General features: G+C 62.5%; 23 protein-coding genes and 1 pseudogene. 10 read left to right on the forward strand and 14 right to left on the reverse strand.

All coding sequences use genetic code 11. The annotated features are described in order from the left end of the window. Positions 1-58 precede the first annotated feature (58 nt). Positions 59-1,258, reverse strand: coding sequence for a tyrosine--tRNA ligase (gene tyrS / locus NTD82_RS28830; protein WP_262131224.1), 1,200 nt, complete (start codon positions 1,256-1,258; stop codon positions 59-61). Positions 1,259-1,468: 210 nt separating this feature from the next. Between tyrS and NTD82_RS28835 the strand changes: the two genes are divergently transcribed. Continuing rightward, on the forward strand, positions 1,469-2,896 hold the full coding sequence (locus NTD82_RS28835; protein ID WP_262131196.1) for a peptidoglycan DD-metalloendopeptidase family protein: 1,428 nt from the start codon (positions 1,469-1,471) through the stop codon (positions 2,894-2,896). A 3-nt stretch (positions 2,897-2,899) separates the two neighbouring features. Then, the gene (locus tag NTD82_RS28840; protein ID WP_262131197.1) at positions 2,900-3,991 is read left to right on the forward strand and encodes an anhydro-N-acetylmuramic acid kinase; all 1,092 of its coding nucleotides are present in this window, start codon (positions 2,900-2,902) and stop codon (positions 3,989-3,991) included. Positions 3,992-4,047: 56 nt separating this feature from the next. On the opposite strand, the gene erpA is transcribed toward NTD82_RS28840, so the two are convergent. Together erpA and argC are read right to left on the reverse strand one after the other, a co-directional pair. Next, complete coding sequence (gene erpA / locus NTD82_RS28845; protein ID WP_095156125.1) at positions 4,048-4,398, reverse strand: iron-sulfur cluster insertion protein ErpA; 351 nt, start codon at positions 4,396-4,398, stop codon at positions 4,048-4,050. A gap of 144 nt (positions 4,399-4,542) precedes the next feature. Next, positions 4,543-5,577, reverse strand: coding sequence for an N-acetyl-gamma-glutamyl-phosphate reductase (argC, locus tag NTD82_RS28850; protein WP_095156126.1), 1,035 nt, complete (start codon positions 5,575-5,577; stop codon positions 4,543-4,545). A gap of 140 nt (positions 5,578-5,717) precedes the next feature. Between argC and hemJ the strand changes: the two genes are divergently transcribed. The 6 genes from hemJ to NTD82_RS28880 all read left to right on the forward strand — a co-directional run bounded on the left by hemJ (position 5,718) and on the right by NTD82_RS28880 (position 10,137). Beyond that, entirely contained in the window at positions 5,718-6,143 is a 426-nt protein-coding gene (gene hemJ / locus NTD82_RS28855; RefSeq protein ID WP_095156127.1) for a protoporphyrinogen oxidase HemJ, read from the forward strand. Positions 6,144-6,173: 30 nt separating this feature from the next. Beyond that, positions 6,174-7,130, forward strand: a complete 957-nt coding sequence (locus NTD82_RS28860) for an NAD(P)H-dependent flavin oxidoreductase (protein ID WP_262131198.1) — start codon at positions 6,174-6,176, stop codon at positions 7,128-7,130. A gap of 61 nt (positions 7,131-7,191) precedes the next feature. Then, positions 7,192-7,965: an SDR family NAD(P)-dependent oxidoreductase gene (locus NTD82_RS28865; RefSeq protein WP_262131199.1), complete on the forward strand. Its 774-nt coding sequence runs from the start codon at positions 7,192-7,194 to the stop codon at positions 7,963-7,965. Positions 7,966-8,038: 73 nt separating this feature from the next. Next, positions 8,039-8,377, forward strand: a complete 339-nt coding sequence (locus tag NTD82_RS28870) for a histidine triad nucleotide-binding protein (RefSeq protein ID WP_262131200.1) — start codon at positions 8,039-8,041, stop codon at positions 8,375-8,377. A 65-nt stretch (positions 8,378-8,442) separates the two neighbouring features. Further along, the gene (coq7, locus tag NTD82_RS28875) at positions 8,443-9,090 is read left to right on the forward strand and encodes a 2-polyprenyl-3-methyl-6-methoxy-1,4-benzoquinone monooxygenase (RefSeq protein ID WP_262131201.1); all 648 of its coding nucleotides are present in this window, start codon (positions 8,443-8,445) and stop codon (positions 9,088-9,090) included. 6 nt (positions 9,091-9,096) lie between these two features. Next, positions 9,097-10,137 (forward strand): DUF2157 domain-containing protein, encoded by a 1,041-nt coding sequence (locus tag NTD82_RS28880; protein ID WP_262131202.1) that lies wholly within the window; start codon positions 9,097-9,099, stop codon positions 10,135-10,137. Between the two features lie 43 nt (positions 10,138-10,180). Here the strand turns inward: NTD82_RS28880 and NTD82_RS28885 are convergent, their stop codons facing one another. Beyond that, on the reverse strand, positions 10,181-10,603 hold the full coding sequence (locus NTD82_RS28885) for an OsmC family protein (RefSeq protein ID WP_262131203.1): 423 nt from the start codon (positions 10,601-10,603) through the stop codon (positions 10,181-10,183). Positions 10,604-10,794: 191 nt separating this feature from the next. Here NTD82_RS28885 and crp point away from each other — a divergent pair, with 191 nt between their 5' ends. Continuing rightward, positions 10,795-11,439, forward strand: a complete 645-nt coding sequence (crp, locus tag NTD82_RS28890; RefSeq protein WP_095156133.1) for a cAMP-activated global transcriptional regulator CRP — start codon at positions 10,795-10,797, stop codon at positions 11,437-11,439. Between the two features lie 9 nt (positions 11,440-11,448). Here crp and NTD82_RS28895 read toward each other — a convergent pair whose 3' ends face one another. The 4 genes from NTD82_RS28895 to NTD82_RS28910 are packed head-to-tail and all read right to left on the reverse strand — an operon-like array spanning position 11,449 to position 14,689. Next, positions 11,449-12,153 (reverse strand): biotin/lipoate A/B protein ligase family protein, encoded by a 705-nt coding sequence (locus NTD82_RS28895; protein WP_095156134.1) that lies wholly within the window; start codon positions 12,151-12,153, stop codon positions 11,449-11,451. A 53-nt stretch (positions 12,154-12,206) separates the two neighbouring features. Further along, positions 12,207-13,040: an indole-3-glycerol phosphate synthase TrpC gene (gene trpC, locus NTD82_RS28900; RefSeq protein ID WP_095156135.1), complete on the reverse strand. Its 834-nt coding sequence runs from the start codon at positions 13,038-13,040 to the stop codon at positions 12,207-12,209. Then, complete coding sequence (gene trpD, locus NTD82_RS28905) at positions 13,037-14,086, reverse strand: anthranilate phosphoribosyltransferase (RefSeq protein ID WP_095156136.1); 1,050 nt, start codon at positions 14,084-14,086, stop codon at positions 13,037-13,039. The genes trpC and trpD overlap by 4 nt, the downstream gene beginning before the upstream one ends. 9 nt (positions 14,087-14,095) lie before the next feature. After that, positions 14,096-14,689 carry an aminodeoxychorismate/anthranilate synthase component II gene (locus NTD82_RS28910; protein WP_095156137.1) on the reverse strand — a complete coding sequence of 198 codons (594 nt, stop codon included), beginning with the start codon at positions 14,687-14,689 and terminating at the stop codon, positions 14,096-14,098. A 360-nt stretch (positions 14,690-15,049) separates the two neighbouring features. Between NTD82_RS28910 and estP the strand changes: the two genes are divergently transcribed. Continuing rightward, entirely contained in the window at positions 15,050-16,957 is a 1,908-nt protein-coding gene (gene estP, locus NTD82_RS28915; RefSeq protein ID WP_262131204.1) for an esterase EstP, read from the forward strand. Positions 16,958-17,036: 79 nt separating this feature from the next. Here the strand turns inward: estP and trpE are convergent, their stop codons facing one another. The 6 genes and pseudogenes from trpE to NTD82_RS28945 form a co-directional block, all read right to left on the reverse strand. After that, a complete protein-coding gene (gene trpE / locus NTD82_RS28920; RefSeq protein WP_262131205.1) occupies positions 17,037-18,518 on the reverse strand; it encodes an anthranilate synthase component I in 1,482 nt (493 codons plus the stop codon). 72 nt (positions 18,519-18,590) lie between these two features. Then, positions 18,591-19,408 (reverse strand): annotated as a pseudogene (locus NTD82_RS28925) (phosphoglycolate phosphatase). Further along, positions 19,405-20,079: a ribulose-phosphate 3-epimerase gene (rpe, locus tag NTD82_RS28930; protein ID WP_095156140.1), complete on the reverse strand. Its 675-nt coding sequence runs from the start codon at positions 20,077-20,079 to the stop codon at positions 19,405-19,407. Before rpe ends, NTD82_RS28925 begins: the two are co-directional and overlap by 4 nt. A gap of 123 nt (positions 20,080-20,202) precedes the next feature. Beyond that, positions 20,203-21,030, reverse strand: coding sequence for an ABC transporter permease (locus NTD82_RS28935; RefSeq protein WP_095156141.1), 828 nt, complete (start codon positions 21,028-21,030; stop codon positions 20,203-20,205). 11 nt (positions 21,031-21,041) lie between these two features. Continuing rightward, positions 21,042-22,289: an ABC transporter permease gene (locus NTD82_RS28940; RefSeq protein WP_095156142.1), complete on the reverse strand. Its 1,248-nt coding sequence runs from the start codon at positions 22,287-22,289 to the stop codon at positions 21,042-21,044. A gap of 67 nt (positions 22,290-22,356) precedes the next feature. Continuing rightward, positions 22,357-23,391: an ABC transporter substrate-binding protein gene (locus NTD82_RS28945; RefSeq protein WP_262131206.1), complete on the reverse strand. Its 1,035-nt coding sequence runs from the start codon at positions 23,389-23,391 to the stop codon at positions 22,357-22,359. Positions 23,392-23,429: the final 38 nt, after the last annotated feature.

Raw genomic sequence — 23,429 nt, forward strand, 5'->3', positions numbered from 1 at the left:
TCAAATCAGTACCTTACGCCCTCCTCTATATGTAGAAGAGGACGAACAACGCCTTCCTCTATTCAGCCTTCAACGTAATACGAGCGAACGCCTTCTTGCCTGCCTGGCAAACATGCGTCGCGCCCAGGGCAAATACGAAACCGCGATCGACCACTTCACCATCGACCCTCACACCACCGGATGCCAGCAGATCACGAGCAGCCGCCGAGTTCTTCACCAGACCTGCCTTATTAAGGATCGCAGAGATCGGCATGTCTTCAGCAGCCGACACCTCGACCTCAGGCAGATCCTCAGGCAGCTCACCCTCTTTCATCCGGTTACCGGCTGCGCGATGCGCATTGGCTGCCGCTTCTTCACCATGGAAACGAGCAACGATTTCCTCAGCCAGCTTGATCTTGATGTCGCGCGGGTTGGCACCTGCCGCCACATCCGCACGGAAACCGTCGATCTCTTCCATGGAGCGGAAGCTGAGCAGCTCGAAGTAGCGCCACATCAGGGTGTCCGGAATCGACACGAGCTTGCTGTACATCACACCCGGTGCCTCCTGGATGCCGACGTAGTTGCCCAGCGACTTCGACATCTTCTTCACGCCATCGAGCCCTTCGAGCAATGGCATGGTGACGATGTTCTGAGCTTCCTGACCATAGCTGCGCTGCAGCTCACGCCCCATCAGCAGGTTGAACTTCTGATCGGTCCCACCCAGCTCGACGTCCGCCTTCAGCGCCACGGAGTCATAGCCCTGCACCAGCGGGTAGAGGAACTCGTGGATGGCGATCGGCTGATTGGTGGTGTAACGCTTGTCGAAGTCGTCGCGTTCAAGCATCCGGGCTACGGTGTACTGCGAAGCCAGGCGAATGAAATCGGCCGGCGTCAGCTTGTCCATCCAGGTGGAGTTGAACGCCACCTCGGTCTTGGCCGGATCGAGAATCTTGAAGACCTGCTGTTTATAGGTCTCGGCGTTGTCCAGCACCTGCTCGCGGGTCAGCGGTGGACGGGTGGCGCTCTTGCCGCTCGGGTCGCCGATCATGCCGGTGAAGTCACCGATCAGGAAGATCACCTGGTGACCCAGATCCTGGAACTGGCGCAGCTTGTTGATAAGCACCGTGTGCCCCAGGTGCAGGTCCGGCGCCGTCGGGTCGAAACCCGCCTTGATACGCAGCGGCTGACCGCGCTTGAGTTTCTCGACCAGTTCGGACTCGACCAATACCTCTTCCGCACCACGCTTGATTAGCGCTAGCTGCTCTTCAACCGACTTCATAACAGACCCGCAAGGCTCAGATTCAAAGGGCCCCAACCATACAAGATCAACCGCCAAATACAAGTTCCCGGGCCGGATGTGACCCGCAACCCTGTACATGACGTCTGCGCGCTTGCTTTGAAGGGGATTTGGTTATATTTTATACAGTTATTTCATCTTCATCATGTCATTCATCTTTTCCTTTTCATCTTTTTCAAAGTCTATTTATCCATGATCAAAGAACCGCCTAAAGCGCCCCCGCTTTATCCGAAGAGCCACCTGTTGGCCGCAAGCGGCATCGCCGCCTTGCTTAGCCTGGCTTTGCTGGTATTCCCGTCCAGCGAAGTGGAAGCCAAACGGACCACCCTGAATCTCGAACTGGAAAGCCCTGCGGAGCAGCTCAAGGATCAGCCTGAGCAGCCAATCGCCGCCGAGGAAACCAGCACCTCGCCCTTCGCGCAGATCGACAACTCCGCGCAAACGACCGAGGAAACCGCCAAGACCGAGCCCGCCACCGCGGCGCCGGAGCCTGCAAAAGAAGTCGCCAGCAACCAGCCCAACCACCGCGAAGTAACCGTGGCCCGCGGCGATACCCTGTCGACGCTGTTCTCCAAGGTCGGCCTCCCCGCCAATGTCGTGCACGAAGTGCTGGCCAGTAACAAGCAGGCCAAGCAGTTCAGCCAACTCAAGCATGGCCAGGTACTGCAGATCGAACTGGACAAGGACGGTCAACTGGCCAGCCTGCACAGCAAGGTGAGCGACCTGGAAACCATCCGCCTGAACAAGAGCGCCAACGGCTTTGTCTTCAACCGCGAAGTGACCAAACCCGTGGTCCGCTCCGCGTATGTGCACGGCGTGATCAAGAGTTCGCTCTCCGCCTCCGCGCAGCGTGCCGGCCTGTCTCACAACATGACCATGGACATGGCCAGCATCTTTGGCTACGACATCGACTTCGCCCAGGACATCCGCCAGGGCGACGAATTTGATGTGATCTACGAACAGAAGGTCATCGACGGCAAAGTCGTCGGCAACGGCAACATCCTCTCGGCGCGCTTCACCAACCGTGGCAAGAGCTACAGCGCCGTGCGCTACACCAACAAGCTCGGCACCACCAGCTACTACACCGCCGACGGCAACAGCATGCGCAAGGCGTTCATCCGTACTCCGGTGGACTTCGCCCGCATCAGCTCGCGCTTCTCCGCTGGCCGCAAGCATCCGATCCTGAACAAGATCCGCGCCCACAAAGGCGTCGACTACGCAGCCCCGCGCGGCACGCCGATCAAGGCCGCCGGCGACGGCAAGGTCCTGCTGGCCGGGCGCCGTGGCGGTTACGGCAACACCGTGATCATCCAGCACGGCAACACCTACCAGACCCTGTACGGCCACATGCAAGGCTTCGCCAAGGGCGTGAAGACCGGCGGCACCGTCAAGCAGGGCCAGGTCATCGGCTACATCGGCACCACCGGCCTGTCCACCGGACCGCACCTGCACTACGAGTTCCAGGTCAACGGTGTGCACGTCGACCCGCTGGGCCAGAAGCTGCCCATGGCCGACCCGATCGCCAAGGCCGAGCGCCAGCGCTTCATGCAGTTGAGCCAGCCGCTTATCGCGCGCATGGACCAGGAAAAGGCCACCATGCTGGCCTTGAACAAGCGCTAAGCCATGGCGCTTTATCTGGGGGTGATGTCCGGCACCAGCCTTGATGGCCTGGACATCGCCTTGATCGAACAGGAGCAGCGGACCTCGCTGCTCGCTACCCACTACATCCCCATGCCCGAATCGCTGCGCCTGGCCATGCTCGGCCTCTGCGCCAGCGGCCCGGACGAGATCGCCCGTGCCGCTCTGACCGAGGCGGAGTGGGTGCGGCTAGCGGCGGAAGGTATCAAGCATCTGCTCGACAGCCGCCAACTTCGCCCCGAGGACATTCGCGCAATCGGCAGCCACGGCCAGACGATCCGGCACGAGCCGGCACGCGGCTTCACTGTTCAGATCGGCAACCCGGCCTTGCTGGCCGAATTGACCGGCATCACCGTCGTTGGCGACTTCCGCCGCCGCGACGTCGCTGCCGGCGGTCAGGGTGCACCGTTGGTTCCGGCCTTCCATGAAGCCTTGTTCAGCAATCAGGGCGAGCGTCTTGCTGTCCTCAATGTCGGAGGTTTCAGCAATCTGAGCCTGATCGAGCAGGACAAGCCCGTCAGCGGTTTCGATTGCGGCCCGGGCAACGTACTTCTCGACGCCTGGATCAACGAGAAACTGGGTCATGCCTACGATGCCAACGGCACATGGGCTGCCAGCGGAAAGGTACTTCCAGGTCTGCTCAGCAGCCTGCTCAGCGATCCGTTCTTTGCGGGCACGGGCCCGAAGAGCACCGGCCGGGAGCTGTTCAATCTGCCCTGGCTGCACCACCAGCTCAGCACACAGCCACCGTGTGCAGATGAAGACGTCCAGGCGACACTGCTGGAGTTGACCGCCCTGAGCATCGTCGACTCGCTGAATAAAGCCCAGCAGGACACCCAGGTCCTTCTGGTTTGCGGCGGCGGTGCCCACAACGGCACGTTGATGGCACGATTGGAAAACCTGCTGCCAGGCGCGCGGGTCAGCAGCACGGCAGACTTCGGTGTCGACCCCGACTGGGTCGAAGCCATGGCCTTCGCCTGGCTTGCCCATTGCTGCCTGGAAGGCATCGCCGGCAATCGCCCAAGCGTCACCGGTGCCCGCGGCTTACGGGTATTGGGCGCCATCTACCCGGCATAAACCGCAAAAAGCAAAACGCCGCGCATCAGCGCGGCGTTCAGCAACATCCCGGCAAATCAGATCGAGAACGAGGAACCGCAACCACAGGTGGTCGTGGCGTTCGGGTTCTTGATGATGAAGCGCGAACCTTCCAGACCTTCCTGGTAGTCCACTTCGGCACCTGCCAGGTACTGGAAACTCATCGGGTCAACCACCAGGGCAACGCCCTCGCGCTCGACAATGGTGTCGTCTTCAGCGACATCTTCATCGAAAGTGAAGCCATACTGGAAGCCGGAGCAACCGCCACCCGTCACGAATACTCGCAACTTCAGACGATCATTGCCCTCTTCGTCTACCAGGGTCTTCACCTTGTGCGCGGCGTTATGCGTGAACTGCAAAACCGAAGGGGTGAAGGATTCGACGCTCATGCTGAATATCTCCCGGCGCTATGCCGCCATAATGCGTGATGGCGCGCATTATCCGCTTCCCCTAGAAAATTGGTCAACTATAGAAGCGGCATCAGGCTACAAGCGGAAGGTATAAGTCCCGCCCGCAGCCCGATGTGGTAGCCGTTAAGGCAGCAGCCCGGCGTGGGACAGACCCAGGCGCTCGTCGAGGCCAAAGAGGATGTTGAGGTTCTGCACCGCTTGGCCCGAAGCGCCCTTCACCAGGTTGTCGATGACCGACAGTACCACCACCAGATCGCCGCCTTGTGGACGATGCACGGCGATACGGCAGACGTTGGCACCACGCACGCTACGGGTTTCCGGGTGGCTGCCGGCCGGCATCACGTCGACGAACGGCTCATCGGCGTAGCGCTTCTCGAACAGCGCCTGCAGGTCCACCGAGGTATCGGCGACCGTCGCGTACAGCGTCGAGTGAATGCCGCGGATCATCGGGGTCAGGTGCGGAACGAAGGTCAGGCCGACGTCACCACCCGCCGCCCGGCGCAGGCCCTGGCGAATTTCAGGCAGGTGACGGTGACCTTTCACCGCGTAGGCCTTCATGCTTTCGCCCGCCTCGCAGAACAGCGAACCCACGCTGGCACCGCGGCCGGCACCGCTCACGCCCGACTTGCAGTCGGCGATCAGACGCGAAGTGTCGGCGATGCCTGCTTCCAGCAGCGGCAGGAAGCCCAACTGGGTTGCAGTGGGGTAGCAACCCGGCACCGCAATCAGGCGCGCCTGGCGGATCTGCTCGCGATTAACTTCCGGCAGGCCGTAGACCGCGTCCTTGAGCAGCTCAGGTGCACCGTGCGGCTGGCCGTACCATTTGGCCCATTCATCGGCGTCCTGCAGGCGGAAGTCGGCGGACAGGTCGATGACCTTGGTACCCGCCGCCAGCAATTCACCGGCCAGCGCGTGGGCGACGCCGTGCGGGGTGGCGAAGAACACCACATCACAGGCGGCGAGGGTCTTGGTATCCGGGACGCTGAACGCCAGGCCGTCGTAGTGGCCTCGCAGGTTCGGGTACATGTCGGCCACGGGCAGGCCCGCCTCGGAGCGAGAAGTGATGACTGCAACTTCAGCCTGAGGATGCTGTGCCAGCAGACGCAGCAATTCGACACCGGTGTAACCCGTGCCGCCGACGATACCGACCTTGACCATATACCTGCCCCCTATCAACGAACCGACTGGAAAGCCGACGATGATAGGGGCCAGCGACTACGCCTACAACCGTTGAGATGACGGGCGCGGCACCGAACTACTACTATCTGACGACCGTGAACCTGAAAGGAATAAAAAACATGCTGTACCTATGGATCAAAGCCTTGCACATCGTCAGCGTCGTCTGCTGGTTTGCAGGACTTTTCTACCTGCCCCGCCTGTTCGTCTACCACGCCCAGAGCAAAGACAGCATCAGCCGCGACCGCTTCGTGGTCATGGAACGCAAGCTCTACCGCTTCATCATGGGCCCGGCGATGATCGCCGCCTTCGTCTTCGGGATCTGGATGCTGATCCTGAGCCCCGGCTTTCTCAGCCAGGGCTGGCTCCACGCCAAGCTCACCCTTGTCATTCTGCTGACCGGCTACCATCACATGTGCGGCGCCAACGTGAAACGCTTCGCCCGCGGCGACAACACCCGCAGCCACACCTACTTCCGCTGGTTCAATGAAGTGCCCGTGTTGATGCTGCTGGGCATTGTAATTCTGGTGGTCGTCAAACCGTTCTGACAGTAGCCACCCCCGACCCGAGAATCCGCCATGTCACTGCCTGCCCTGCTCGAACAACGTCTGCGCCTGCCCGTGGTGGCGGCGCCGATGTTTCTGATATCGAACCCGCAACTGGTGCTCGCCTGTTGTCGCAATGGCGTGGTGGGCAGTTTCCCGGCCCTGAACCAGCGCGAAACCGCCGGTTTCAAGGCCTGGCTGGAAGAAATCGAGGCGGGGCTGGACGGGCTTGAGCGCGCAGCTCCCTACGCGGTGAACCTGATCGTCCATCAGAGCAATCCGCGCCTGCAGGCGGATTTGGCGGTGTGTATCGAGCACAAGGTGCCGATCGTCATCACCAGCCTCGGGGCGGTCAAGGAAGTCGTGGATGCCGTGCACAGCTACGGCGGCCTGGTGTTTCACGATGTCACCACCCGCCGCCATGCCGAGAAAGCTGCACAGGCCGGGGTCGATGGCCTGATCGCGGTCGCGGCAGGCGCCGGCGGGCATGCCGGGACCTGGAGCCCGTTCGCCCTGGTCAGCGAGATTCGCCAGTTCTTCGACAAGACCTTGTTGCTGGCCGGGTGCCTGAACACAGGCCGTGAAATTCTCGCCGCGCAACTGCTGGGCGCCGACCTGGCCTATCTCGGCACCCACTTCATTGCCAGCCAGGAAAGCCAGGCGCATGCGCAATACAAGGACATGCTGCTGCAAGCCAAGGCCGCCGATATCGTTCATACGCCAGTGGTGTCTGGCGTGCCGGCGAGCTTCATGCGCCAGAGCCTGGAGAAAGCCGGCTACGACCTGGCCAACCTGAACAAGGGTGGCGAGATCCAGCTCAAACCTATTCACGACGAAGCGAAGGCCTGGAAGACCGTCTGGTCCGCCGGCCAAGGCGTGGGCGGCATCGATGAGCAGTTGCCGACACAGGCACTGATCGAGCGCCTGGACACCGAATATCGTCAGGCCCTGGCCAACGCCCAGCGCCTCGGCACGCACTGGCCGCGCTGAGCGAGCGGCCTTTGTGTAGACTAGGCCGCCCTTTCAAACGCCCCCGCCATTGGAGAACTGCATGACCCGTTACGCCATGATCACCGGTGCCTCCAGCGGTCTGGGCCTGGCACTGGCCGAAGCATTGGCGCGTCGGGGGCGCAACCTGATCCTGGTGGCACGCCAGCGCGACCTGCTGGAACCCGTCGCCATCGAGCTGACCCAGCGTTTCGGCGTGGAAGTCTTGTTCCGCGCCTGCGATATCGGCGAGCCGCTGCGCTTGTCGGGCTTCCTGCTGGAGCTCGAAGAAAGCGATCGGCACATCGACCTGCTGGTCAATTGCGCCGGGATTCGCTCCTACGGTCATTTCCTCGCGCAGGAATGGGCCGACGAGCAAGACCTCATCGAAGTGAACATCATCGCCCTGACCCGCCTGTGCCATGCCATGGGCAATGCCATGGCCGTGCAGGGCGGCGGGCAGATTCTCAATGTCGCGTCGCTGGCCGCCTTCGCGCCGGGCCCATGGATGAGCAGCTATGCCGCCAGCAAGGCGTACGTGCTGCACTTCTCCGAAGGGTTGCGCGAGGAACTGAAGCAAACTGGCATCAAGGTCTCGGTCCTCTGCCCCGGCCCGGTCCGCTCGCCCAACCGGCGCATCCCGCGCCTCGAGTCCGGCAAGCGCTGCCTGAGCCCCGAAGAAGTGGCGCTCTACACAGTTCGCGCGCTGGACCGCAACAAGGCGATCATCATTCCCGGCCGGCGCAACCGCTGGCTGGCCTTCAGTTCGCGTCTGCTGACACGCTGGATGAGCCGCAAACTGGCCGGGGCCATCAACCGCGCCTACTGCCCGCGCTGAATCGAATCGCTACTGGGCGGCGGCGCGCGGGCTGAGTACACTCAGGCCCGACCACCACCATGGAGCAAGCGTTGTGGAAACTATTTTCACCAAGATCATCAACCGGGAGATCCCGGCCAAGATCATCTACGAAGACGACCAGGTCCTGGCGTTCCACGATATCGCCCCCCAGGCCCCGGTACATTTCCTGGTAATCCCGAAAAAGCCGATCCGCACCCTCAATGACCTCACCGAGGAAGACAAGGGCCTGGCCGGACACATCCTGTTCACCGCGCAGCGGCTGGCCAAGGAGCTGGGCTGCGAAGATGGTTTCCGCGTCGTGATGAACTGCAACGAGATGGGCGGGCAGACGGTCTACCACATCCACATGCACGTGCTCGGCCAGCGCCAAATGCACTGGCCACCGGGCTGATCCAGCGCAAGCCCTGTCACATCGATTGGGTTAAACTGTCGGGCACATTCTTGCGGAGGTGCCCGATGGCTACCGAACGTCAATATTCCCCGCTCGACCGCTTGTTGCTGCAGGCCGACACCGCCATGCGCACCTTGCTGCCCTTCAGCGGCCAACCTACCCGCCCGTCCCCGGCGATCGTCCAGCCCGAGTCCGAGCTCGACGAGAAACAGACCCGCCACATCGCTGGCCTCATGCGCATCAACCACACCGGCGAAGTCTGCGCCCAGGCGCTGTATCAGGGCCAAGCCCTGACCGCCAAGCTGCCGCAAGTGCGCAAGGCCATGGAACAAGCCGCCGATGAAGAAATCGACCACCTGGCCTGGTGCGAACAGCGCATCCGTCAGTTGGGCAGCCATCCGAGCGTGCTCAACCCGCTGTTCTACGGCATGTCCTTCGGCATTGGCGCCTTTGCCGGGCTGATCAGCGACAAAGTCAGCCTGGGTTTCGTCGCCGCTACCGAGCATCAGGTCTGCAAGCACCTGGACGAGCATCTGGAGCAGATCCCGCCGGAAGACGAGAAATCCCGCGCCATCCTCGAACAGATGCGTATCGACGAAGAGCACCACGCCGAGTCGGCGCTCAACGCTGGCGGCTTCCGCTTCCCGGCCCCGGTCAAATTTGGCATGAGCCTGATGGCCAAGGTCATGACCAAAAGCACCTACCGCATCTGATCCGCCATGACCGGGCGCTTCGATGCCAGTGACCTGACTCGCGCGGTCGACGCGGGCGTCCTCGACGCCGCGCAAAAACAGGCGCTGCTGTCCTTTCTGGAGCAGCAGACGCCACGACAGGCCAGCTTCCAGTTGGCCCACGTCGCCTTCTACCTTGGCGCCCTGCTGATCATGGGCGCCATGGGCTGGCTGCTCAGTGAAGCCTGGATGCGTATCGGCGACGGCGCGCTGCTGACGGTTGCCCTGGCCTACATTCTGCTGCTGACCCTGGGCGGCCTGGCGTTGAAACGCCGAGGCCAGCTCATTCCCGGAGGCGTCCTCGCCGCAGTGGCGGTCAGCATTGTGCCGCTGGCGGTGTTCGCCATCGAGCGCCTCGCCGGCTTCTGGCCACTGGACGACAACCAGTCCAACTACCACCACTACTACACCTACGTGCAAGGCGGCTGGCTGCTGATGGAGTTGGCGACGGTGTTCGCCGGCCTGCTGATGCTGCGGCTGATCCCTTTCCCGTTCATCGTCATGCCGATCGCCCTCGCGCTGTGGTTCATGTCCATGGACCTGACGGAATGGTTTTATGGCTCACCGTTCGACTGGGATCAGCGCCAGCAGGTGTCGCTTTGGTTCGGCCTGGGGTTGCTGATGGTGTTCCTGTTGATCGATGGCCGCACCCGCCAGGACTTCGCCTTCTGGGGTTACCTGGCCGGACTGCTGGCGTTCTGGGGAGGACTGACGTCGATGAACAGCGACAGTGAAGTGGGCAAGGCCCTGTACTGCCTGATCAACCTGGGGCTGATGTTGATCGCCGTGCTGTTGCGCCGGCCGATGTTCATGGTCTTCGGCGCCCTGGGCGTGGCGGCGTACCTGGGTTATCTGTCGTATGAAGTGTTCGCCGACTCGCTGCTGTTCCCGCTGGTATTGAGCGTGATCGGCCTGGGCGTGATTGGCCTGGGGCTGCTGTATCAGAAGCATCGCGAGCGCTTGAGCGCGACATTGCGCGCCGCCATTCCGACGGGCGTGATGGCGTTGTTGCCGGGGTTGCGTCGCTGAACCTTGCCACGGAGCTGTTGGGCTCCGTGGAAGATGCCACGGCTCAGCCGAGCTCGACGATCTCGTAGCTGTGGGTGATGTCCACACCCGCGCGGCCCAGCATGATCGAGGCCGAGCAGTACTTCTCCGCCGACAGCTCCACCGCGCGCTTGACCTGCGCTTCCTTCAGACCACGCCCCTTGACCACAAAGCGCAGGTGAATCTTGGTGAAAACCTTCGGGTCTTCATCCGCCCGCTCGGCTTCCAGGAAGGCTTCGCAGCTTTCCACGGCTTGGCGGGATTTCTTCAGGATGCTGACCACATCGAAATTGCTGCAGCCGCCCAGGCCCAACAGCAGCATTTCCATCGGACGGACACCGAGATTGCGACCACCGGCATCGGGCGGACCGTCCATTACCACGACGTGGCCGCTGCCCGATTCACCGAGGAACATGGCCTCACCGGCCCACTGGATACGCGCCTTCATTAACCGGTCTCCCCTTGCTTGAAAAAATGGCTGCCAGCTTAGTCCCTACACGCACAGGCGAAAAGACTTAAGCGTTCGATCAAATCTGCCGACACAGAGGGTGGTCTGATAAACTGGCGCCAAATTGATGGCGTTTTGCACCCATCCCACCTACAAGAATACTCACGGACCGCGTATTTCGGGGCTTAACCATGGTTGCCGCAGCACTTCCAGCCAAGATCAAAAACGTCGACAAGTTGCTCGCTCATTGCCAGCGTCGTCGTTTTGCAGCAAAAACCAACATCCTCAGTGCTGGCGACACAGCCGATACCCTGTCGTTCATCGTCAAGGGCTCGGTCACGATCCTTATCGAGGACGATGAGGGCAGGGAAATGATCATCGCCTACCTCAACAGCGGTGATTTCTTCGGAGAACTGGGCCTGTTCGAGCCTGCGGGCAAGGAGCAACACCGCAGTGCGTGGGTACGGGCCAAGACCGAATGCGAGGTCGCGGAAATCAGCTACGAGAAATTCCGCGAACTGGCACGCCAGGATCCGGACATTCTCTATGCACTGGGCAGCCAGATGGCCCAGCGCCTGCGCAACACCACCCGCAAGGTCGGCGATCTCGCCTTCTTCGATGTCACCGGACGGGTTGCCCGCTGCCTGCTGGAGCTGTGCAAGCAGCCGGACGCCATGACTCACCCGGACGGCATGCAGATCAAGATCACCCGCCAGGAAATCGGTCGGATCGTGGGGTGCTCACGGGAGATGGTCGGTCGCGTTCTGAAGGACCTGGAAGAACGCAACCTGGTCAACGTGAAGGGCAAGACCATGGTGGTCTTCGGCACACGCTGATCCCCTGGATCAATCCTTGGGAATAGCCTCGATGGTCCGGGCGTAAGCCTGGGCCAGCCGCTCCAGCAGCGGCGCTTCGGGCACAACTTCATGCAGGGCGATGTGACTGTCGGCCAGACAGCGCTGCTCCAGCTCACAACATTCATTGAAGCGGTTGACCGCCGCCACCATCGACTCGCGCTCGTTATCCAGTAACAGCGCCCCATGCACCAGCACAACCGGTCGCTTGCCACCCAGGCCCTGGCGCCAGCGCTGGGCCGTGCCGACCAACTTGCGACCATTGAGGTTGACGTTGTAACGCCCGTCGCAGAACGCCCCTTCGATCTCACCGACCGACGCCACCCCGCCCCATTCACGCAGCACCTCGCACAACGGCTCGCACAGACGCAGGTAAGCGTTCTCGATGCGTCCGTTGTCGCCTTCACTGCGCGGCGCTACATACACCAATGCGATGTTGATCACCGCTGGCGATTGCGGCACCGGCTCGCCGCCCGTCTCGCGCAACAATACCGGCCAGCCGGAAATCGCCAGTTCGCCGCAAGCGGCCTCGAAGCCCTCCAGCCGGCTCATGCGCCGTGGCATCACCAGCGCCCGGTCCGTAGGGCGCCAGAACAGCACGCCGTGATCACGCTCGCCCTTGCAAACGGCCGCCAGCAGATCCTGCTCGGCATGCAGCCCGGCCTCGACGGTGACGGCAACAGGTTGTTCAGTCATGACAATCATCCTGAAAGAAAAAAGCCGGCAATGAATGCCGGCTTTCGAAGGGATCAGTCCAGCCCGTTCAGGCCTTGCACCACGCGTCCCGGGAAGAACAGGCGCTGCAACTCCAGCCCTGGCTGTTCGGCACGCATGAAGGCTTCGCCCACCAGGAACGAGTAGACCTCGTTGATTTCCATCAGCTCGACATCGGCGCGATTGAGGATGCCGCTCTCGGTGATGGCCAGGCGATCGCGAGGGATGCGTGGCAACAGGTCGAGGGTGGTTTCCAGGCTCACTTCGAAGGTGTGCAGGTTGCGGTTGTTGACGCCGACCAACGGGGTGTCGAGGGTCTTCAGCGCGCGCTCCAGCTCGTCACCGTCGTGCACTTCCACCAGCACGTCGAGGCCGACGCTCTTGGCGGTGGCCGCCAGTTCGGCCATCTTCACGTCATCCAGAGCGGAGACGATCAGCAGCACGCAGTCGGCGCCCAGGGCGCGGGCTTCGACGATCTGGTACGGATCGATCATGAAGTCCTTGCGGATCACTGGCAGTTGCACCGCAGCACGGGCCTGCTGCAGATAGACGTCGGCGCCCTGGAAGTAGTCAACATCGGTCAGCACCGACAGGCAGGTCGCCCCACCCTTCTCGTAGCTGACGGCGATATCGGCGGGCACGAAGTCCTCGCGGATCACGCCCTTGCTCGGCGAGGCTTTCTTGATCTCGGCGATTACCGCCGGCTGCTTGCGCTTGGCCTGTTCGATCAGGGCGTTGGCGAATCCGCGCGGCGCGTCGGCGGCAGCCGCCAGACGTTCCAGTTCGGCGAGGCTGACCCGGGCGCTACGCTCGGCGACTTCCTCGACCTTGCGGGCGAGGATCTTTTCCAGAACCGTCGGCACACTCATCCTTCGTTCTCCTGCTTGAATACCGCGGTAAAGGCGCCCAGCTCTTCGAGTTTTTCCCGGGCAAGGCCGGTGTGCAGCGCATCGTGAGCAAGCTCGACGCCCTGCTTGAGGCTCATGGCATGGTCGGCGGCGTAGAGCGCGGCACCGGCGTTGAGCACGATCATTTCCGCAGCTTTCTGGCCGTTTTCGGTCTTGCGCCGGCCAATGGCATCGCGAATCAGCGCCAGCGATTCTTCCGGACCGCTCACCGACAGGCCGTGCAGGCTCTGGCTTTTCATGCCCAGGTCTTCGGGCTCGACCCAGTATTCGCTGATCTCACCGTTCTTCAGTTCGGCAACAAAGGTTGGCGCGGCCAGGCTGAACTCGTCCAGCCCGTCCTTGGAGTGCACCACCAACACGTGCTTGCTGCCGAGACGCTGCAGCACTTCGGCCAGCGGACGGCACAGTGCCTGGGTGAACACGCCGACCACCTGATGCTTGACCCCGGCCGGATTCGTAAGCGGGCCGAGCATGTTGAACAGGGTGCGTAGACCCAGGTCGCGACGCGGGCCGGCGGCATATTTCATGGCGCTGTGGTGAGTCTGGGCGAACATGAAGCCGATGCCCACGCTGTCGATGCAACGAGCGACCTGGACCGGCGTCAGGTTCAGATAGATACCGGCGGCTTCCAGCAGGTCGGCGCTGCCGCTCTTGCCCGAAACGGCGCGGTTGCCGTGCTTGGCCACGGTGCAACCGGCGGCGGCAACGACGAAGGCCGACGCGGTGGACACGTTGAAGATATTCGCGCCATCGCCGCCGGTGCCAACCACGTCGACCACGCCATCGAGGCTGTTGAGCTCGACCTTGTCAGCCAGCTCGCGCATGACCGAAACGGCACCGACGATCTCGTCGATGCTTTCGCTCTTCATGCGCATGCCCATCATGAAGGCGCCGATCTGCGCCTCGGTGCACTGACCGGTCATGATCTGGCGCATCACACCGCGCATTTCCTCGGTGGACAGGTCCAGCTGATCGACGATCCGACCCAACGCGTTCTTGATATCCATATTCAATCCTTAGCGGTGGCCGCCGGTCTGCTTGAGGAAATTGGCGAACAGCGCGTGGCCCTGCTCAGTGAGGATCGATTCGGGGTGGAACTGTACGCCTTCGACGTTCAGGGTCTTGTGACGCAGGCCCATGATTTCATCGATCGAGCCGTCTTCCAGAGCGGTCCAGGCGGTCAGTTCGAGGCAATCAGGCAGGGTTTCGCGCTTGACCACCAGCGAGTGGTAGCGGGTCACGGTCAGCGGATTGTTCAGGCCGGTGAACACGCCTGTGTTCTCGTGTACTACAGGGCTGGTCTTGCCGTGCATGACCTGGCGGGCACGGACCACCTCACCGCCGAAAGCCTGGCCGATGGACTGGTGGCCCAGGCACACGCCCAGGATCGGCAGCTTGCCGGCGAAATGCTTGATGGCTTCGAGGGAAACACCGGCTTCGGTCGGGGTGCACGGACCGGGAGAGACGACAATGCGCTCGGGCTGCAGGGCTTCGATCTGGGCGATGGTCAGTTCGTCGTTGCGAATGACCTTGACCTCCGCCCCCAACTCGCCGAAGTACTGCACGACGTTGTAGGTGAAGGAATCGTAGTTGTCGATCATCAGTAACATCTGGGTTCAACCTCTTGAATACTGACTTTGAATAACCGCCTTTCGCGATACAGGGCTGCCCGACGCACAGCAGGTGTGCGCTGTTGCGGGGCGTGAAGCGATTTCGGAAAGGCAAAACGTAACGGGCCGGCACTGGCCGGCGGGAGATAAAGTCAGGCGCGCCAACGCCAACGGGCGTGGGCCTTGATAACGCGCATCAAGAGTTTGCTGACGATCAACACGGGGTAGGTCTCGTTCATACGTTTCGGCACAGTAGCTCACGGAAACATTGCGTGCAATATCGACAAGGCAGGATCCGGGGTATTTGCTACTTTCTTCGGACGCAATACCAAAAACAAAGACAAAAAAAGGACTCTTGCGATGAGAAAGTGCCGTTATCTGCGTCAATCCGCTGCATGTCTGCTGGCCGCAGCCTGCTCCACCGCTATTGCAAGCCCCTCGCCTTACTCCACCATGATCGTTTTCGGCGACAGCCTCGCCGATGCCGGGCAGTTTCCCGACTCAGCCGGGGCGCCAGGCACCAGCCAGCGCTACACCAACCGCAATGCCGACGGCAGCTTTGCGCCCGTGTCGCCGATGATCCTGGGTGGCTACCTCGGAATCGCACCCGGTGACCTGAATGCCTCCACTTCGCCCGTGAATGCAGCCCTCGGTATCCCCGACGGCAACAACTGGGCAACCGGAGGCTATCGCACCGACCAGATCTTCCAATCCATCACCGGCGAATCGCTGGTGGTGATCCCGCCCGGCAACCCCGGTGCGGGCACGGTACTGCGGCAGAAGCCCGGCTACCTTGCCGGCGGACGACTGGCTGATCCCAATGCCCTGTATTACCTGACCGGTGGCGGCAACGACTTCCTTCAGGGGTTGATCACCTCCCCCGTCGGAGCCGCCACGTCGGCAACCCAACTGGCCGCCAGCGCCCAGGCCCTGCAACAGGCGGGCGCACGTTACATCATGGTCTGGCTGCTGCCCGATCTCGGCCTGACGCCTGCCCTCAACGGCACACCGCTGCAAGGCCCGAGTTCGCAGCTCAGCGCCTTCTTCAACCAGACACTCGTCGCCAGCCTCGCCCGGATCGACGCAGAGATCATCCCGCTGAACATCCCGTTGCTGTTTCAGGAGGCCCTCGCCTCACCGGTGCAGTTCGGCCTGGCCAGCGATCAGAACCTGATCAATACCTGCTACAGCGGCAACGGCTGCGTGCAGAATCCGGTGTATGGCGCCAACGGCACCACCCCGGATCCGACCAAGCTGTTGTTCAACGACTCGGTGCACCCGACCATCGCCGGCCAACGGATGATTGCCGACTACGGCTATTCGATCCTCTCCGCGCCCTGGGAACTGACGCTGCTACCGGAGATGGCCCACGGCACATTGCGCGCCCACCAGGACGAACTGCGCAATCAGTGGCAGGCCGACTGGCAGCCAGTCGGGCAATGGCAGGCGATTGTGGCGGCAGGTGGCCAGAACCTCGACTTCGACAGCCAGCGCAGTTCCGCCAGCGCCGACGGTCGCGGCTACAACCTGACCGTTGGTGGCAGCTACCGCCTCGATGAAGCCTGGCGCGTCGGCATCGCTGGCGGCGTGTACCGGCAGAAACTGGAAGCCGGCGCGCAGGACTCCGACTACCGCCTCGACAGCTACCTCGCCACCGCCTTCGCGCAGTTCCATCAAGGCCGCTGGTGGGCCGATGCGGCGCTGACCGGTGGCCGGCTGGACTACGACGACCTCGAGCGTACCTTCGCCCTCGGCCCGAACAACCGCAGCGAGAAAGGTGACACCGATGGCGACTTGCTTGCCGTCTCCGCCCGCCTCGGCTTCGAGCTGGCCGCGCCGGGCAGCGACTGGCAGCTTTCGCCGTTCGTTAGCGCCGATTACGCCCGGGTCAAGGTGGATGGCTACAGCGAAAAAGGTGCGCGCGCCACGGCACTGACCTTCGACGATCAGAAACGCGACTCACGGCGGCTGGGCGTGGGCTTGCAGGGCAAATACCGGGTAGCGCCGGCAACGCTGCTGTTTGGCGAAGTGGCCCATGAGCATGAGTTCGAGGACGACCGTCAGGACCTGACCCTGCACCTCAACAGCCTGCCGGCCAACGACTTCACCCTGACCGGCTATACGCCGCAGAGCAATCTGAACCGGGTGAGTGTGGGGTTGAGCCAGAGCCTGGCGCCGGGGTTGGCGCTGCGTGGCGGCTATAACTGGCGCAAGAGCGATGAGCTGACTCAGCAGGGGGTCAATCTGGCGCTGAGCCTGGAGTTCTGACAGCGGCCTATCGCGAGCAAGCTCGCTCCTACAGGGTTTGGTGCATTCCTGTAAGAGCGAGCTTGCTCGCGATCAGGCATCACTGTTTCGGCGTCTGCTCAGCCAGCGCCACCGCGCGGAACATTGCGCGACGCTTGTTGATGGTTTCCTCCCACTCCAGCGCCGGCACCGAGTCGGCGACGATGCCGCCACCGGCCTGCACATGCAGCTCGCCGTCCTTGATCACCGCGGTGCGAATCGCAATGGCGGTGTCCATGTTGCCGTTCCAGGCGAAATAACCCACCGCGCCACCGTAGACGCCACGCTTGACCGGCTCCAGTTCGTCGATGATTTCCATCGCGCGAATCTTCGGCGCACCGGACAAGGTGCCCGCCGGCAGGATGGCTCGCAGGGCGTCCATCGCGGTCAGACCGCTCTTCAGTTGGCCGGTGACGTTGGAAACGATGTGCATCACGTTGGAATAACGCTCGATGACCATCTTCTCGGTGACCTTGACCGAACCGGTTTCCGACACACGACCCGCGTCGTTGCGCCCCAGGTCGATCAGCATCAGGTGCTCGGCGATTTCCTTGTCATCGGACAGCAGGTCTTCTTCAAGTGCCCGGTCGGCTTCCTCGTTGGCGCCACGTGGACGGGTGCCCGCAATCGGACGCACGGTGACCAGATTGTCTTCGACCCGCACCAGCACTTCCGGCGAGCTGCCGACCACGTGGAAATCGCCAAAGTTGAAGAAGTACATGTACGGCGTCGGGTTGAAGCAGCGCAGCGCCCGGTACAGGTCGATCGGCGCGGCCTTGAAGTCGATGGACATCCGTTGCGACGGCACGACCTGCATGCAGTCGCCGGCGAGAATGTATTCCTTGATGGTATCGACGGCGCGCTCGTAGTCAGCCTGAGTGAAACTGGAGCGGAACTCAGGCTCGGCAGCCTGCGCACCGCTGAAGTCGAGGCCACGGCGCGGGGTGATCGGCTGACGCAGTTGTTCGAGCAGGTCCTGCAGTCGCGCCTGACCTTGCTCGTAGGCATCGTCCTGGGACGGATCGGCGAGAACGATGGCGTGCATCTTGCCGGCGAGGTTATCGAAGACCACCACCGCGTCGGACACCATCAGCAGGATATCCGGCACGCCCAGCGGATCCGGGTTCGGGCACTTGCCCAGGCGCTTCTCGACATACCGCACGCAGTCATAGCCGAAGTAACCGACCAGGCCGCCGTTGAAGCGCGGCAGGCCAGGAATGGTCGGCACCTTGTAGCGCTCTTTGAAGGCTTCGACGAAGGCCAGCGGATCTTCCACATCGTGGCGCTCGATTTCGACGCCGTCGTGGGTGATCCGGACCTGATGGTCATACACCCTCAGCACGGTGCGGCACGGCAGACCGATGATCGAGTAACGGCCCCACTTCTCGCCGCCCTGCACCGATTCGAGCAGGTAGGAGTTGGGTTGGTCGGCGAGCTTCAGGTAGATCGACAGCGGTGTGTCGAAGTCGGCCAGGGTTTCGCAGGCCAGGGGAATGCGGTTATAGCCGGCAGCGGCCAGGCGCAGGAATTCTTCGCGGATCATGATTGCCTCGTGGCAGTAGGGCAAGAAAAGTCGAATGGCAAACGTGCCGGATCAGAGCCGGCCGGAGAGGAGTCAGGCGCGCCAACGCCAACGGGCCAGGGCCTTGATGACTTTCATCCAGAGTTTGCCGGGTGCTACCACGATGGAATCTCTACCAAGGGGGGAATTTAGGTCCGCCAACGTTAGCTCAGTGGCTGCACCGAAGCAACCGGGAGCAAGGCGCGCAAATCGTCGATCACCAGGGCGGGCGATTCGTCGCTGATTGGCCGGCCATGGTTGTAGCCGTAGGTCAGGCCGACGCACTGTACGCCCGCAGCCTTCGCCGCCTGCACGTCACTGCGCGAGTCACCGACGAACAGGGCGTCGTGCGCCTGCACGCCAGCCATCTGCATGACAAACAGCAGCGCCGCCGGGTCCGGCTTCTTCTGCGGCAGCGTGTCACCGCCGATGATCCATCGGAAATAGCGACCGATCTGCATCTGGTCCAGCAGCGGGCCGACGAAGCGCTCCGGCTTGTTGGTGATCAGCGCCATTTCCACTTTCTGCTGGTGCAGCCACTTGAGGGTGTCGTGCACCCCGGGGTAGGTCACCGTCAGGTCGTGGCTCTCGGCATAGGCTTCCATGAAGATTTCCAGACCGCGCTCGGCCTCGTCGTCGCTCACCGCGCTATGGTCGATGCCACCGGCCAGCGCCCGGCGCACCAGCACCGGAGCACCATTGCCAACCCACTCGCGCACCGCGTCGATGCCGGCCGGCGCGCGATTCATTTCGAGCAGCATACGATCGACCGCCACCGCCAGGTCCGGGACGGAGTCGATAAGGGTACCGTCCAGATCGAACATCACCAGCCTGGGCAGACTCCCGGGGAACAGCTGCTCGAAACCGCTCATGGGCGGGCCTGAGCCAGTTCGGCGCGCATCTTGTCGATGACTTCCTTGTAGTTCGGCGTGTTGAAGATCGCCGAGCCCGCAACGAAGGTGTCGGCGCCAGCGGCGGCGATCTCGCGGATGTTGTTGACGTTCACGCCACCGTCGATTTCCAGGCGGATATCGCGACCGCTGGCGTCGATCAGCGCGCGGGCTTCACGCAGCTTGTCGAGGGTGCCGGGGATGAACTTCTGGCCGCCAAAGCCTGGGTTGACGCTCATCAGCAGGATCATGTCGACCTTGTCCATCACATACTTCAGCGCTTCCAGACCAGCAGCCGGGTTGAACACCAGACCGGCCTTGCAACCGCCGTCGCGGATCAGTTGCAGCGAGCGATCGACGTGCAGGGTGGCATCCGGGTGGAAGGTGATGTAGGTGGCGCCAGCCTCGATGAAGTCGCCGATGATGCGGTCGACCGGGCTGACCATCAGGTGCACATCGATCGGCGCGGTCACGCCGTGCTTGCGCAGCGCCGAGCAGACCATCGGGCCGATGGTCAGGTTGGGCACGTAGTGGTTGTCCATCACGTCGAAGTGAACGATGTCGGCGCCGGAGGCCAGCACGTTATCGACTTCCTCGCCCAGGCGGGCGAAGTCGGCGGAAAGAATCGAGGGGGCAATAGCGAAGGGCTGCATGGCGCACCTGTAGGCAATTTCACGGTGGCGCGCATTGTACCTCACGCAACCGGCCTGGGGCTGCCCGGTGTCAAACACCTCGACGGATGCAGTCCGGGGCCGGCTGGCCGGCCCCAGGAAAGATCATTCCGGTTGTTGCGTACGCATTTTCTCACTGCGACCGCGCAGCCATTCCAGGGTCAGCAGCAGAACGACCGAGAAAGCAATCAGCAGGGTCGCTGCAGCGGCGATGGTCGGGCTGAGGTTCTCACGGATACCGCTGAACATCTGCCGTGGCAGGGTGGCCTGCTCGGGACCGGCGAGGAACAGGGTCACCACCACTTCATCGAACGAGGTGGCGAAGGCGAACAGTGCCCCCGAAATCACCCCCGGCGCGATCAGCGGCAGGGTCACCCGGCGGAATGCAGTCACCGGCGAAGCACCCAGGCTCGCGGCGGCCCGCACCAGGTTGTGGTTGAAGCCCTGCAGGGTCGCCGACACCGTGATGATGACGAACGGCACACCCAGCACCGCGTGCACCAGAATCAGCGAAATGAAGCTGTTGCCCAGCCCCAGCGGCGCGAAGAACAGGTAGCTGGCCACACCGATGATCACCACCGGCACCACCATCGGCGAAATCACCAGGGCCATGATCAGCGACTTGCCGGGAAAGTCCCCGCGGGTCAGGCCGATCGAGGCCAGGGTGCCGAAGACCATCGCCAGTGCGGTGGCCGCCGGGGCGACGATGATGCTGTTGGTCAACGCCCGCATCCACTCATCCGAGGCGAAGAAGTTGTGATACCACTGCAACGAGAAGCCTTGCAGCGGATAGACCAGGAAGCTGCCGGAGTTGAACGACAACGGGATGATCACCAGCACCGGAAGCACCAGGAACAGCAGGATCAGGCCGCAGAGAATGCGCAAACTGTAGAACCAGACCCGCTCGACGGGCGACATGTAGGGGCTCAGCATGAATTCGCTCCTCAGCTCAGACGCAGGCGGCTGGAGCCGACCAGCCAGCTATAGATCAGGTACAGCAGCACAGTGGCGAGCAACAGCAGGCCGCCCAGTGCGGTCGCCATGCCCCAGTTGATGCTGGTGTTGGTGTAGAACGCCACGAAGTAGCTGACCATCTGGTCGTTCGGGCTGCCCAGCAGTGCCGGGGTGATGTAGTAACCAATGGCCATGATGAACACCAGCAGGCAACCGGCGCCGACACCGGCGTAGGTCTGCGGGAAGTACACGCGCCAGAAGCTGGTGAACGGATGGCAACCCAACGAGATCGCGGCCCGCATGTAGGTCGGCGAGATGCCTTTCATCACGCTGTAGATCGGCAGGATCATGAACGGCAGCAGGATGTGCACCATCGAGATGTACACGCCGGTGCGGTTGAACACCAGTTCCAGCGGCTTGTCGATGATCCCCAGCGCCATCAGCGCGCTGTTGATCAGTCCGCCCGATTGCAGCAGCACGATCCACGCGGCAACCCGCACCAGAATCGACGTCCAGAAGGGCAGCAGCACCAGAATCATCAGCAGGTTGCTCTGCCGGGTCGGCAGGTTGGCCAGCAGGTACGCCAATGGGTAAGCCAGCACCAGGCAGATGGCGGTGATGACGAAGCCCATCCACAGGGTACGGGTGAAGATGTCCAGGTAAATGGCCTGGTCCGGGGTGGCCGGGGCCAGTTCGCCCAGGTCGTCGATGCGATGGTCGACGGCCGCCAGCAGATAGAACGGGGTCACGCTGCTGGTGTTGCGGCGGATCGCCTGCCAGTAGGCGGGGTCGCCCCAGCGCTCGTCCAGCTCTTGCATGGCATCTTTATAGGAAGCCGGTTCGGTCTTGAACGGCAGGGCCCGGGCGGTTTTCGCCAGGAGGCTGCGGTAGCCGGCCAGTTCCATGTTCAGACGCTTGGACAGGTCGCCCAGGGTCTGGTTCTTGCGCGATTCGGCGAGGTCTTCGCTCAGCGCCTTGTACACGGGCTCGCCCGGCAGGCTCTTGCCATCCCACTCGGCCACGGCGACCACGGTGCGCGGCAGGCCACTGACGACCTCGGGGTTGCCGACGCTCTTGTACAGCAGCGCGGCAATCGGCACGAGAAACACCAGCAACAGAAACAGCGCCAGGGGCGCGATCAGCGCCTGCGCCTTCCAGCGGTTGACCCGCTCGGCACGCGCCAGACGCTGCTTGAGGTTGGAACCTGCGCCTTCTTTGAGGGGCACTGCGATGGCCATAGCGAACTCCGGAAAATCTTGGAAACAGGGGGCGCCGGTGTCAGCACCGGCGCCCTGTCAGCACGGCTTACTTGGCCGCCCAGGCGTTGAAGCGTTGCTCCAACTGTTCGCTGTTGTCAGCCCAGAACGCCACGTCGATCTGCACCTGGTTGGCGATGTTTTCCGGGGTGGTCGGCATATCCTTCTTGATCTCGTCGGACAGCAGCGCGACCGCCTTGGAGTTGGCCGGACCGTAGGCGATGTTTTCCGAGTAGATCTTCTGCTGCTCAGGCTTGACCGAGTAAGCGATGAACTTCTTCGCCTCTTCGGCGTTTTTCGCGCCCTTCGGAATGGCCCAGGCGTCGAAGTCGTAGATGCCGCCGTTCCACACCACTTTCAGGTTGCTTTCTTTCTGTACCGCGGCGATCCGGCCGTTGTAGGCCGAGCTCATCACCACGTCACCCGAGGCCAGGTACTGCGGCGGCTGGGCGCCGGCTTCCCACCACTGGATGCTCGGTTTCAGTTCGTCGAGTTTCTTGAAGGCGCGGTCCTGGCCTTCCTTGGTGCCGAGCACCTTGTAGACGTCCTTCGGCGCGACGCCATCGGCCATCAGGGCGAATTCCAGGGTGTACTTGGCGCCCTTGCGCAGGCCGCGCTTGCCCGGGAAGGTCTTGGTGTCCCAGAAGTCTTTCCAGCTGGTTGGCGCGGTCTTCAGTTTGTCGGCGTTGTAGGCCATGACCGTGGACCAGACGAAGAAGCCTACGCCGCACGGCTGGATAGCGCCGGGAACGTAGTCGGACTCATCGCCGAACAGCGCAGGATCCAGCTCTTCGAACATGCCTTCGTCGCAGCCGCGAGCCAGTTCCGGCGATTCGACTTCCACCAGGTTCCAGGACACGCTTTTGGTGTCGACCATGGCTTTGACCTTGGCCATCTCACCGTTGTATTCACCCGCGACGATCTTGCCGTTGCCCGCCTTTTCCCACGGCTCGTAGAACGCCTTGACCTGGGCCGCCTTGTTGGCGCCGCCGAAGGAAATCACGGTCAGATCGCTTGCCGCCATCGCCTGGGTCGCAGCGAACAGTCCCAGAGTCAGTGCGGTCAACTTCAAGTGCTTGAGCATTCTTATTTTCTCCACGTTGCAGGGGTTGGTATCGCAAA

Source organism: Pseudomonas sp. 5P_5.1_Bac1 (assembly GCF_025466015.1).
In the GTDB taxonomy this organism is placed as follows: domain Bacteria; phylum Pseudomonadota; class Gammaproteobacteria; order Pseudomonadales; family Pseudomonadaceae; genus Aquipseudomonas.

Bases quoted from the DNA above. Each gene is read 5' to 3' on its own strand.
- argC (WP_095156126.1), bottom strand. From the start codon at position 5,577: ATGGTCAAGGTCGGTATCGTCGGCGGCACGGGTTACACCGGTGTCGAA.
- NTD82_RS28840 (WP_262131197.1), top strand. From the start codon at position 2,900: ATGGCGCTTTATCTGGGGGTGATGTCCGGCACCAGCCTTGATGGCCTG.
- estP (WP_262131204.1), top strand. From the start codon at position 15,050: ATGAGAAAGTGCCGTTATCTGCGTCAATCCGCTGCATGTCTGCTGGCC.
- NTD82_RS28895 (WP_095156134.1), bottom strand. From the start codon at position 12,153: ATGACTGAACAACCTGTTGCCGTCACCGTCGAGGCCGGGCTGCATGCC.
- NTD82_RS28885 (WP_262131203.1), bottom strand. From the start codon at position 10,603: ATGAAGGCGCGTATCCAGTGGGCCGGTGAGGCCATGTTCCTCGGTGAA.
- NTD82_RS28860 (WP_262131198.1), top strand. From the start codon at position 6,174: ATGTCACTGCCTGCCCTGCTCGAACAACGTCTGCGCCTGCCCGTGGTG.
- NTD82_RS28865 (WP_262131199.1), top strand. From the start codon at position 7,192: ATGACCCGTTACGCCATGATCACCGGTGCCTCCAGCGGTCTGGGCCTG.
- trpD (WP_095156136.1), bottom strand. From the start codon at position 14,086: ATGGATATCAAGAACGCGTTGGGTCGGATCGTCGATCAGCTGGACCTG.
- trpE (WP_262131205.1), bottom strand. From the start codon at position 18,518: ATGATCCGCGAAGAATTCCTGCGCCTGGCCGCTGCCGGCTATAACCGC.
- coq7 (WP_262131201.1), top strand. From the start codon at position 8,443: ATGGCTACCGAACGTCAATATTCCCCGCTCGACCGCTTGTTGCTGCAG.
- NTD82_RS28880 (WP_262131202.1), top strand. From the start codon at position 9,097: ATGACCGGGCGCTTCGATGCCAGTGACCTGACTCGCGCGGTCGACGCG.
- trpC (WP_095156135.1), bottom strand. From the start codon at position 13,040: ATGAGTGTGCCGACGGTTCTGGAAAAGATCCTCGCCCGCAAGGTCGAG.
- tyrS (WP_262131224.1), bottom strand. From the start codon at position 1,258: ATGAAGTCGGTTGAAGAGCAGCTAGCGCTAATCAAGCGTGGTGCGGAA.
- NTD82_RS28835 (WP_262131196.1), top strand. From the start codon at position 1,469: ATGATCAAAGAACCGCCTAAAGCGCCCCCGCTTTATCCGAAGAGCCAC.
- crp (WP_095156133.1), top strand. From the start codon at position 10,795: ATGGTTGCCGCAGCACTTCCAGCCAAGATCAAAAACGTCGACAAGTTG.
- NTD82_RS28910 (WP_095156137.1), bottom strand. From the start codon at position 14,689: ATGTTACTGATGATCGACAACTACGATTCCTTCACCTACAACGTCGTG.
- hemJ (WP_095156127.1), top strand. From the start codon at position 5,718: ATGCTGTACCTATGGATCAAAGCCTTGCACATCGTCAGCGTCGTCTGC.
- NTD82_RS28940 (WP_095156142.1), bottom strand. From the start codon at position 22,289: ATGGCCATCGCAGTGCCCCTCAAAGAAGGCGCAGGTTCCAACCTCAAG.
- NTD82_RS28945 (WP_262131206.1), bottom strand. From the start codon at position 23,391: ATGCTCAAGCACTTGAAGTTGACCGCACTGACTCTGGGACTGTTCGCT.
- NTD82_RS28935 (WP_095156141.1), bottom strand. From the start codon at position 21,030: ATGCTGAGCCCCTACATGTCGCCCGTCGAGCGGGTCTGGTTCTACAGT.
- erpA (WP_095156125.1), bottom strand. From the start codon at position 4,398: ATGAGCGTCGAATCCTTCACCCCTTCGGTTTTGCAGTTCACGCATAAC.
- rpe (WP_095156140.1), bottom strand. From the start codon at position 20,079: ATGCAGCCCTTCGCTATTGCCCCCTCGATTCTTTCCGCCGACTTCGCC.